The sequence below is a fragment of the Allobosea sp. P1_A7 genome, assembly GCF_056406775.1.
In genome coordinates this window covers 1-10,458 of record NZ_JBFTZN010000207.1, presented here as the reverse complement: position 1 = coordinate 10,458, position 10,458 = coordinate 1, and the positions used below count along the sequence as shown (strand labels likewise).

The 10,458-nt window shown below is 66.2% G+C and carries 12 protein-coding genes; 7 read left to right on the top strand and 5 right to left on the bottom strand.

The window, feature by feature from the left end; all coding sequences use genetic code 11:
• Positions 1–646 (top strand): ATP-binding response regulator (locus tag AC1D34_RS27305; RefSeq protein WP_476825889.1); only part of this gene is annotated, 646 nt, incomplete at its 5' end.
• An 18-nt stretch (positions 647–664) separates the two neighbouring features.
• Here the strand turns inward: AC1D34_RS27305 and AC1D34_RS27300 are convergent.
• Positions 665–1,225 carry a thioesterase family protein gene (locus tag AC1D34_RS27300; RefSeq protein WP_476825888.1) on the bottom strand — a complete coding sequence of 187 codons (561 nt, stop codon included), beginning with the start codon at positions 1,223–1,225 and terminating at the stop codon, positions 665–667.
• Between the two features lie 121 nt (positions 1,226–1,346).
• Here AC1D34_RS27300 and AC1D34_RS27295 point away from each other — a divergent pair, with 121 nt between their 5' ends.
• From AC1D34_RS27295 to AC1D34_RS27280, 4 genes are all read left to right on the top strand, one after another.
• Complete coding sequence (locus AC1D34_RS27295; RefSeq protein WP_441489229.1) at positions 1,347–1,859, top strand: tyrosine phosphatase family protein; 513 nt, start codon at positions 1,347–1,349, stop codon at positions 1,857–1,859.
• A gap of 34 nt (positions 1,860–1,893) precedes the next feature.
• Positions 1,894–2,883 carry an NUDIX hydrolase gene (locus AC1D34_RS27290; RefSeq protein WP_441489031.1) on the top strand — a complete coding sequence of 330 codons (990 nt, stop codon included), beginning with the start codon at positions 1,894–1,896 and terminating at the stop codon, positions 2,881–2,883.
• Positions 2,884–3,007: 124 nt separating this feature from the next.
• Positions 3,008–3,472: an Lrp/AsnC family transcriptional regulator gene (locus AC1D34_RS27285; protein WP_441489030.1), complete on the top strand. Its 465-nt coding sequence runs from the start codon at positions 3,008–3,010 to the stop codon at positions 3,470–3,472.
• 61 nt (positions 3,473–3,533) lie between these two features.
• Positions 3,534–3,791 carry an exodeoxyribonuclease VII small subunit gene (locus AC1D34_RS27280; protein ID WP_476825887.1) on the top strand — a complete coding sequence of 86 codons (258 nt, stop codon included), beginning with the start codon at positions 3,534–3,536 and terminating at the stop codon, positions 3,789–3,791.
• 121 nt (positions 3,792–3,912) lie between these two features.
• Here the strand turns inward: AC1D34_RS27280 and AC1D34_RS27275 are convergent, their stop codons facing one another.
• The 3 genes from AC1D34_RS27275 to AC1D34_RS27265 all read right to left on the bottom strand — a co-directional run bounded on the left by AC1D34_RS27275 (position 3,913) and on the right by AC1D34_RS27265 (position 5,955).
• Positions 3,913–4,347, bottom strand: a complete 435-nt coding sequence (locus AC1D34_RS27275; RefSeq protein WP_476825886.1) for a LysR substrate-binding domain-containing protein — start codon at positions 4,345–4,347, stop codon at positions 3,913–3,915.
• A gap of 245 nt (positions 4,348–4,592) precedes the next feature.
• Entirely contained in the window at positions 4,593–5,177 is a 585-nt protein-coding gene (locus AC1D34_RS27270; RefSeq protein ID WP_476825885.1) for a biotin transporter BioY, read from the bottom strand.
• A 109-nt stretch (positions 5,178–5,286) separates the two neighbouring features.
• A complete protein-coding gene (locus tag AC1D34_RS27265; protein WP_441506537.1) occupies positions 5,287–5,955 on the bottom strand; it encodes a GntR family transcriptional regulator in 669 nt (222 codons plus the stop codon).
• A 123-nt stretch (positions 5,956–6,078) separates the two neighbouring features.
• On the opposite strand from AC1D34_RS27265, the gene AC1D34_RS27260 reads away from it, so the two are divergent.
• Positions 6,079–6,999: a pirin family protein gene (locus AC1D34_RS27260; RefSeq protein WP_476825884.1), complete on the top strand. Its 921-nt coding sequence runs from the start codon at positions 6,079–6,081 to the stop codon at positions 6,997–6,999.
• A 126-nt stretch (positions 7,000–7,125) separates the two neighbouring features.
• On the opposite strand, the gene AC1D34_RS27255 is transcribed toward AC1D34_RS27260, so the two are convergent.
• Positions 7,126–8,367, bottom strand: a complete 1,242-nt coding sequence (locus AC1D34_RS27255) for an MFS transporter (protein WP_476825883.1) — start codon at positions 8,365–8,367, stop codon at positions 7,126–7,128.
• A gap of 163 nt (positions 8,368–8,530) precedes the next feature.
• Here AC1D34_RS27255 and dxs point away from each other — a divergent pair, with 163 nt between their 5' ends.
• Entirely contained in the window at positions 8,531–10,441 is a 1,911-nt protein-coding gene (gene dxs, locus AC1D34_RS27250; RefSeq protein ID WP_441506534.1) for a 1-deoxy-D-xylulose-5-phosphate synthase, read from the top strand.
• Positions 10,442–10,458: the final 17 nt, after the last annotated feature.

Below are 10,458 nucleotides of genomic sequence, written 5' to 3'. Positions count from 1 at the left end.
CGATACCGGCCTCGGAATTCCTGCCAGCAAGCAGAAGACGGTGTTTCGCGAGTTCCAGCGGCTCGATCAAGGGGCCAGGGTCGCCCGTGGCCTCGGGCTCGGGCTTTCAATCGTCGAACGCATCTCCCGCACGCTCGACCACAAGCTCACGCTGACCTCCACGCCAGGGCGCGGGACGCGGTTCTCGGTGATGGTGCCGCGAACGGCGCCGCTCCCGGCCATGGCGACCAGCAGCACCCCGCCCCCGACGCCTGCGGGGCAATTGGCCGGTCTCAAGCTCCTGGCGATCGACAACGAACCCACGATCCTCGATGGCATGAAGCGCCTGCTCGAAGGATGGGGCTGTGCGGTCGCGACAGCGCCCGGGCTGGACGAAGCGCTTGCGCAGCTTCAGGCCCACGGCATGCCGGACGTGATCATCGCCGACTACCATCTCGACCATGGCGACGGGCTGAGCGCAATCGCGGCCTTGCGCGATCGTTCCGCCAGGCGCGTTCCCGCGATCCTGCTGACGGCCGATCGCTCGCCTCAGGTGCGGGAGGCCGCTGCGGCCTTCGACGTGCATATCCTCAACAAGCCGCTGAAGCCCGGAGCACTCCGCGCCCTGCTTGCGCAATGGCGCGCGATGCGTCTCGCCGCTGAATAGCAGGGAGACCTGCCCCACTCAGCGCTCGGCGGCGCCGGCCTGGCGCATCGCCTCCTCCGAGGCGAGAAAGGCCGCGACCTCGGCGCTCTGCRGCGGGCTCTCGGCGCTGATTCCGATATCGGCGAGAATGCKGGTCACCGGCACGTAGCTCCTGGTCGCACGATCGTAGAGGGCAGCCCGCACCAGCGCCACGGCAGCGACGATCTCCGTGCCGTCGCGCCCCCGGCTGAGAATGCGATGCTGCATCACCAGCCAGTTCTCGGTCCAGCACAGGATCCGCGTCTCCAGCGCGAAGGGGCGGAACAGGCGCAATTCACGCCTGAAACGAATCATCCCGGCATTGACCACCGGCACCCAGCCCTCACGCAGCACCGTGCGCCAGAGCCCGGTACGCAGCATCAGGTCGGTCCGCCCGAGATCCATGAGACTCCAGTAGCGGCCATTGTTCATGTGCAGGCTGGTGTCGAGATCGTGAAACCAKACGCGGAACGGCAGGACCGACATGTCGAAAGGTGGCTTCAGCCTGGATCGGAAGGGCGTGGTGACAAGAAGCCAGAGCAGGCGCAGCCAGAGGTTCATGCAGGCTCCTGTGGAGTGTCGCCGTCAGACGGCGCGCCCCGTTCCCGATGTCGCGATGATTGGCCATATCATCGTCACCGACTCGCGCCACTCTTTCGCACGTCCTGCAGCGGAACTCGCCATGCCGACACTCCATGTTTCGTCCCTCGCCCGGCTTCACGAGACGGTCGCATCGGTCGGTGCCAGCCATGTCGTGACCTTGATCAACGTCAACACGGTCGTGGAACGCCCGGCCGGCATTCTGCCCGAGCGGCATCTCTTCATCGGCATGTCGGACATCACGGCGCCGCTGGACGGGCATGTCCTGCCCGACGAGGACCATGTCCAGCGCTTCCTGAGCTTCATCCGCGACTGGGACCGGGCCGCGCCGATCGTCTTTCACTGCTGGGCGGGCATCAGCCGCTCGACCGCGGCGGCCTACATCGCGACCTGCGCCCTGCGGCCCCAGCGTGACGAGGCGGAGATTGCGCTTGCGCTGCGCAGCGCATCTGCCTCGGCCACGCCCAACGCCCGGCTCGTCTCGATCGCAGACCAGATCCTCGGACGCTCCGGTCGCATGACCACCGCGATCGAGAGCATCGGCCGGGGCGCGGACGCGTTCGAAGGCACTCCGTTCCGCATCGATCTCGATTGAGGCGGCGCCGGCCTTGCTGCATCGTGGTGGTGACATGCCCAAAGTCACACCCCCCGCCATCGAGATCGGCCTCGCGGCAGCGATCGTCGCCTTCACCGGCAACCAGCCGCATATCCTGACGGCGCAGGTTCACGACGGAGACGCCACGCCGGGGCTCCCCTACGGCCCGTTCGACCCGCTGGCGCATCGCACCTTCGAAATCGGCCTGCGCTCCTGGGTTGCGGACCAGACCGAACTGTCGCTCGGCTATGTCGAACAGCTCTACACGTTCGGGGATCGCGGGCGGCAGGCGGAGATCCGCGACACCGGCCCCCATGTCGTCTCGGTCGGCTATCTCGCGTTGACGCGCGCGCCATCCCTTCCGGAGCAGGTCGCATTCCAGCCCTGGTATGGCTTCTTTCCCTGGGAGGACTGGCGCGCCGGCCGCCCGGCCGTACTCGACACGACCATCCTGCCCCAGCTCGACGATTGGGCGCAGGACAAGGCGGCCGAACGCGCGGAGCAGGAGAGGCGCGCCCTGTCGCGCCAACAGCGCATCGCAAGTTGCTTCGGACTCGGTGGCGTGCCCTGGGACGAGGAGAAGACGCTCGAGCGCTACGAACTGCTCTACGATGCCGGGCTCGCCTATGAGGCGCTGCGCGACCGGCGCCCCGATGCACTGCCGCGCTCCCCCAGTCCCCTGCTGGGCCGGCCGATGCGCTTCGACCATCGCCGCATCCTCGCGACCGCGATCGGCCGGCTGCGCGCCAAGCTCAAATACCGCCCGGTCGTATTCGAGCTGATGCCGGACGCCTTCACCCTTACCGCGCTGCAGAACACGGTCGAGGCGATCTCGGGCCGGCACCTGCACAAGCAGAACTTTCGGCGGCTGGTCGAAAGCGCAGCGCTGGTGGAGCCGACTGGCACGATGACCCGCACCGCCGGGCGCCCCGCCGCGCTCTTCCGCTATCGCCGAGAAGTCATTGCCGAGAGGCCGGCTCCGGGCCTGCGCGTCGGCGGGCGCAACCTCGGAGGGGAGCGGTAGTTTTGTGCGGGATGCGAAGGGAGTTGTCGTGCATATCAGCGCGACAGCCGAGAAACTGAGCAGAAAATTGCTTGCTTCTTACGAAATTTGCGACAATGCATCGCCCTCAAGAGGGGCCAAAGCCATGACGATCGAACTCGATTCCCGCGACCGGACCATTCTGCGCATCCTGCAGACCGATGGGCGGATCACCAATTCGGACCTCGCCGAAAGGGTTCACCTCTCCCCGTCCGCCTGTCTGCGCCGCGTCCGGCAATTGGAAGAAAGCGGGCTGATCCGCGGGTATGCGATGATGCTCGACGACAAGATCGCCGGCTTCCCCGGCACGGCCTTCGTCTTCGTTACGCTGGACCAGCAGGGGCGTGCCTCGCTTGAAGGGTTCGAGCAGGCGGTGCAGAATCTGCCCGAAATCCTGGAATGCCATCTGCTGGCTGGCGCGCACGACTATCTGATGCGGGTCATCTATCGCGACAGCGCTGATTTCGAGCGCATCCACACCGACATCATTACCCAGCTGCCGGGCGTCACGCGTGTGCAATCGACGCTGACGCTGCGCACGATCAAGAAGACCTCCGCATTGCCGGTCTGATGCAGGGTTGCAGCGAACAGGGCCAGAGCCGATAAGAGTGGCCCAACGGGAATCGCCGATCTTGACCGACGCCAAAACCAATTCCGATATCGCCGCCCTGCCCTTCGAAGAGGCGCTGAAGCAGCTCGAGAGCATCGTTGCCCGGCTCGAGCGCGGTGACGTGCCACTCGAGGAATCGATCGACATCTACACCCGCGGTGAAGCGCTCAAGGCACGCTGCGACGCCCTGCTGAGGCAGGCCGAGGCCCGTATCGAAAAGATCACGCTCGGCGCCGACGGCAAACCGGCCGGCACGACGCCGCTGGACGTCGACAAGTAAGCCGGCGCGGCCCACGGGCTAGAGCATCGGCCCGAAAAGTGGATTGCGGTTTTCGGGGCAAAGCCGATGCAAAGACAAAGAGTTAGATCATCGGACTGGATACGATATCCGGTCCGATGATTTAGGCGGAGAGCAGCGCCTCGATAAGCCCCGCCACATGCTGCACCGCCGGATCGCGGTCACTGCGCCTGTGCCAGGCGACATGGAGCGGAAAACCCGGCACCGGAATCGGCGGCTCCCGCACCGCATAGTGCTCGCCGCTATCCCGAGGGAGCGTCTGGCTCGGCAGCAGCGCGATCAGGTTGGAATCGAGCAGCAGCGGCGGAACGATCAGGAAGCTCGGCACGACCATGCCGACATGGCGCTTCCTGCCGAGGACCGAGAGCGCTTCGTCAAGCGCGCCGAAGGTTTCGCCGCGGCCCGAAACCAGAACATGCGGATAGGCGAGCCAGCGATCCAGATCGAAGGCTTGCGCCGCCGGGTGCTCCTTCCGCATCGCCACGACGTAATCGCTGCGGCCTTGCCTGGCAGGAACCCTTCCTGATCTACGAGACACGCAAGGCCGACACTGAGGCGCTGTAGCTCGCCGGAGAGCACTATGCCGGCCGGATCAGCCGCCTTCCGCGGCCCGTCCCGGAACCAGTGCGGGAACCGATCCAGGCCCTGCACGCCGCCAATGCCGCCCCCCTGCTGCTGGCCGGAACCAGCCTCGCGAGGACGACAGGTTAGCTGCGACCTGCACGGGCTTGGATATGGCAGAGCTGCCGCGCGCCGGAAGCCGGGCGCGGCACGCCCGCAGGCTTAGTCTGCCTGTTCCGAGCGGCTGGACGCCTTCAGGATCGCAGCTCCCAAGGCGGATTTCAGGACGGCCCCCACCATGAACGGGACGACGCCAAGGAGCACCGCGCGCTCGACGCCAATCAGGGTTGCAAGCCACGCCGCGCCGATCACCAGGCAGAGCGCATTGCCGAGCAGCATCGCGGCGAAGGACCGCATGAGCCTGCTCCCGCCCCAGCCGCGCTCGGCAAGCCAGCCAACCATGGCGGCCACGATCGGGAAGGAGAAGAGATAGCCGCCCGTCGGGCCCATGAAATGCGGCAGGCCGGACGCGCCGCCGGCGAGAACCGGCAGCCCGAGCGCCGCCTCGAACAGCCAGGCGAGGACAGTGACGGCGCCAAGACGCCAGCCATAGAATGCGCCGATCAGCGTCACCGCCAGCGTCTGCATGGTGATCGGCACCGGAACCATCGGCACGCTGATTTGCGAGGCCAGAGCCAGGAGCAGGGTTCCGAACAGCACGGCGCCCGCCTGCACGAGGACAGGGCGGCTGCTCAGGCGCAGCTGACCGCCCGCCAGCTGCGTCGGAACATAGGTCATTTCGTTCATTGCGATCTCCATCTGTGATCGGATACATATTATCTATAATTTATGCACCTGATCTATGACGGACTCCACATTGCGACATAGAATGCAAGCCCCTCCCACCATGCAGCTGTCACCCGACGATCGAAAAGGCCTCGCGCGTGCCACCGGAGGAGGTGCGAACCGGCTTGGTCCCAATCCACTGGACATGCCGCGCAAGCGTCGCCGCCGCGGCCTCGATTTGTCCTTCGCGCAACGCGGAGAGGATAGCACGGTGGTCGTGATCGGTGCGCGACTCCCATTCCGAACGCCAGGCAGCGAACAGGAACCGGGCGCTGGTCGCATGCAGATCATCGATCGCAGCCAGCAAGCGGGGCATGGCGCAGGGAGCGAGGATCAGCTTGTGAAAGCGCCGATTCGCATCCTCCCACGACCTCACATCCTGCGACTTGTCGCCGGCGCGCGTCGCTTCTTCGGCCTGCTCGAGGATCGCCCGGGTCAGATGTGGCGCGGCATGGCGCAGCGCCAACACCTCCAGCGCCGCCCGCATTTCCGCGACCTCGCGGACCTCCCGCAGATCGAAAGCGGCAACCCGCACGCCCCGGCGCGGCTCGCTGACGGCCAGACCCTGCGCTTCCAGCCTCTGAAAGGCCTCGCGCACCGGCACATGGCTGGCGCCGAACTCGGCCGCGACATGGTCCTGGCGCAAGCGGGCTCCGGGCTCGATCGCTCCAGAAATGATCCGGTCGGCCAGAGCGCGGCTGATCCGGATGGCGAGCGTGTCTTTCTGTTCGCTGGTCATTTTTTATAGATAATTTTGTTGTGATCTCCTGTCGAGCGCTTCGGATTCCCGGCGCATATCGATGCCGCTTGCCCCGTCGCGGCGTTGCGGCCAGACTCACCGTCAGATCCTGGGAGATCCCTCATGTCGCATCAGCCCGCCGATGACCCGATCCTGGGTGATGCCCGCTCCTGCCAGGCGATCGAGCAGGTCATCGTGCCGCGTGCTCATGACCTCGGCGGCTTTTCGGTCAGGCGCGCCCTGCCCTCGATCGGCCGGAAGATGGTCGGACCGTTCATTTTCTTCGACCAGATGGGCCCGGCCGAATTCCTGCTCGGCGAGGGTATCGATGTGCGCCCGCACCCGCATATCGGTCTGGCGACCGTGACCTATCTCTTCGACGGCGAGATCATGCATCGCGACTCGCTCGGCACGGCGCTGCCCATTCGCCCCGGTGCGGTCAACCTGATGACAGCGGGACGCGGCATCGTTCACTCCGAACGCACGGCGCCAGAAGAGCGTCTCAAGGCGCCGAAGCTCTATGGCATCCAGACCTGGCTCGCCTTGCCGAAGAGCCATGAGGAAGTCGCGCCGGAATTCATCCATCACGCCGCGCCCGAACTGCCGCGCATCGTCGAAGGCGGCAAGCGCATCAGCCTGATCATGGGCTCGGCCTACGGCCAGACCTCGCCGGTGAAATTCCCCTGGGACACGCTCTATGCCGAGGCGGTGCTGGCACCCGGCGCCATCCTGCCGCTCGACCCCGATTACGAAGAGCGCGCGGWCTATATCGTCTCCGGCAAGATCGACATTGCCGGAGAGGAGTTCGGCGCCGGGCAATTGCTCGTCTTCAAGCCGGGCGACCGCATCTCGATCCTCGCGATCGACCAGAGCCGGCTGATGCTGGTCGGCGGCGAACCGATGGATGGCCCGCGCCATATCTGGTGGAATTTCGTCTCCTCCTCGAAGGAGCGCATCGACCAGGCGAAGGAGGAATGGAAAGCCGGCCGCTTCGACACCGTTCCCGGCGACGAAGCCGAGTTCATTCCCTTGCCGGAGAGCTGAGGGCAGTCCCGCGCAGCTCAGGGCTGCACGCTTGCTGGCCTGAGCCTGCGGGCCGTGCGTGTCCAGATCCGTGGGAAACGATGAACCTGCGGGTCGTCGGACACACAGCCATTCGAAGCCTGCCCATTATCCGGCCTGCAACCCTGACCGCAACTCGGCCGAAGAGAGTTCGCCCGAAGGAATCGCCCTCAACGCCGGCATGCGGGAGGCCAGGATCGCGGCGACCGAGAGCGCGAAGAGGATGACGGGGAGCCAGATCGCCAGCTCAAGCCCGAGCCACTCGCCAGCAAGCCCCCCCGCAATCGCGCCTAACGGACGCATGCCATACATCGCCGTCGTCAGCGTGGCACTGACGCGACCGAGCAAAGCCGGCGGAGTCACCGCCTGGCGCAGACTGGTCTGAATGATGCCCCAGAGAATCGGTCCGAAGCCGAAGAGGAAGAAGGCGAGCGCCAGCGCCGCAAGGCCGAGCGTCGCCGGAGCGATGGCCAGCAGCAGCGCGCCGAGGAGCGATGAAGCTGGGCCGAACACGAGAAGCAGCCCGGTTGGCAGGCGCGCGATCAGCGCGGCGCCGAAGAACGCGCCAAGGATCAGGCCGGCACCATAGACCGACGAGGAGAGACCGATCGTCTCCGGGGCGAGCAGTAGAATGCGCGCGGCATAGGGTGCGAACAGCGCCATGAAGGCGAAGAAGGCAAGGTTCCAGGCGATGGCGCAGAGCGCGATCGGCCTGAGATAGGGATGTTGCAGGACGAAGGCGCCGCCTTCCGCAATGGCCCGGTGCAACGGCTGGCGTGCGGCTGTCACCGGCCGCTCAGACGGCAGGCGCATGGCAAGAGCCAGGACCACGATTCCACATAGGGCACACAGCGCCAGCCCGAGCGCGCCGATGCCTCTTGCGACAGCCCAGCCGGCGAGCAGCGGCGCGGCCAGGCTCAGCACCGCACGGCCGAGTTCCATCCGACCATTGGCACGCGGCAGATCCCTAACCGCCACCATGCGCGGCAAGAGCACGAAAATGGACAATGCGATGACAACCGGGCCGGTCGCGGCAATGAAGGCCGAGAGGGCCAACGCCCAGTTCGTATGCCCTGAGATGAGCAGCGCCGCGCCGATCAGCGAGCCCGACAGCAACAACCCGCCTCCGGCGAGAATCAGTGAGCGGGGAGCAACCCGGTCCGCCCACACCCCCGCAGGCAGCGAGACGACGAGCCATGCCGCCGACTGAGCCGCGACAAGCAGGCCGACAAGCCGACTGCTGGCGCCCGCCTCCGTCACTGCGAGCGTGATAGTGTCGAGCGCCAGCTTGTCGGCGAACTGCGCGACGATGCCGGCCAGGAGCAGGCCGAGGGGAAGGTGCGACGACATGGCGGGTTTCCGTCTTTGCGAGGTAGCCGCCAGCGTCCCACGCCGAGGACATCAGCCCCACCCGTTTCCTGTCTTCCGGCGCTGTGACGACCCGCCGGTTTGCCAGCGCCGCTCGCAGGCTTTATTCGAAGTCGATCACCTCGAAGGAACGTGTCGCTCAACCGTGCCCCGCCCTGCCACTCCACTTCTCGATCAAGTGTCCGATCCCGCCGCATTGCGTCGCCTGGACGATGTCCAGTTGCGTCAGCTCGCCGACGAACTTCGCGCCGAGACCATCGATGCGGTCTCGGTCACCGGCGGCCATCTCGGCGCTGGCCTCGGCGTGGTCGAGCTCACCGTCGCCCTGCACCACGTCTTCGACACCCCGGATGACCGCCTGATCTGGGATGTCGGACATCAGGCCTATCCGCACAAGATCCTGACCGGCCGGCGCGACCGCATCCGGACCTTGCGCCAACCCGGAGGCCTCTCCGGCTTCACCAGGCGTAGCGAGAGCGAGTACGACCCCTTCGGCGCCGCTCATTCCTCGACCTCGATCTCGGCCGGGCTCGGCATGGCGGTCGCGCGCGATCTCGCCGGCAAGCCCAACAATGTCATCGCGGTGATCGGCGATGGAGCGATGTCGGCGGGCATGGCCTATGAGGCGATGAACAATGCCGGAGCGCTCGGCTCCAGGCTGATCGTCATTCTCAACGACAACGACATGTCGATCGCGCCGCCGGTGGGCGCGATGTCAGCCTATCTCGCGCGGCTGGTCTCTGGACGCACCTATCGCTCGCTCCGCGAGGTGGCAAAATATCTGGCGGAGAAGCTGCCCCGCTTCTTCCACGAGAAGGCCAGGCGCACCGAGGAGTTCGCGCGCGGCTTCTGGACCGGTGGAACGCTGTTCGAGGAGCTCGGCTTTTATTATGTCGGGCCGATCGACGGTCACAATCTCGACCACCTGCTTCCGGTGCTGCGCAATGTCCGCGATGCGCAGAGCGGGCCGATCCTCGTCCATGTCGTGACGCAGAAAGGCAAGGGCTATGCCCCTGCCGAGGCGAGCGCCGACAAGCACCACGCCGTGGTGAAGTTCGATCCCGTCACCGGGCAACAGGCCAAGGCTCCTGCGAATGCTCCGAGCTATACCAAGGTCTTCGCCAATGCGCTGATCAAGGCGGCGCGCGAGGACGAGAAGATCGTTGCCGTCACCGCCGCCATGCCCTCGGGCACCGGTCTCGATGCATTCGGCAAGGAATTTCCGGGCCGGACCTTCGATGTCGGCATTGCCGAGCAGCATGCGGTGACCTTTGCGGCCGGCCTGGCAAGCGAGGGCTACAAGCCGTTCTGTGCGATCTACTCGACCTTCCTGCAGCGCGCCTATGATCAGGTCGTGCATGATGTCGCCATCCAGAAGCTACCGGTGCGCTTCGCGCTCGACCGGGCCGGCCTTGTTGGCGCCGATGGCGCGACCCATGCCGGGGCCTTCGATGTGGCCTATCTCGCCTGCCTGCCCGACATGGTGGTGATGGCCGCAGCCGACGAGGCGGAACTGACCCATATGGTTGCGACCGCCGCCGCCTATGATTCCGGGCCGATCGCCTTCCGCTATCCGCGCGGCGAAGGCGTCGGCGTGGAGATGCCGCAAACCGGCATTCCGCTCGAGATCGGTAAGGGCCGGATCGTCCGCGAAGGTTCGCGCGTGGCCATTCTGTCGCTGGGCACACGGCTTGCGGAGAGCCTTGCGGCCGCCGAGTTGCTCGCTCAGCGCGGCCTCTCGACCACGGTCGCCGACGCACGCTTCGCCAAGCCGCTGGACGAGGCGCTGATCCTGCGGCTCGCCCGCGAGCACGAGATCCTGATCACCGTCGAGGAAGGCTCGGTTGGCGGCTTCGGCAGCCATGTCCTTCACCTGCTGGCGAGAACCGGAATGCTCGACGGCGGGTTGAAGGTGCGAACGCTGACATTGCCCGATCTTTATCAGGACCAGGACAAGCCGGATGTGATGTACGCGCTGGCCGGGCTCGACGCCGCAGGCATCGTGCGCAGCGTCGAGCAGGCGCTGGGCACGCCGGACGCCGTGCGCCGCGCCTGAGCGCGGGCGGCTGAAAT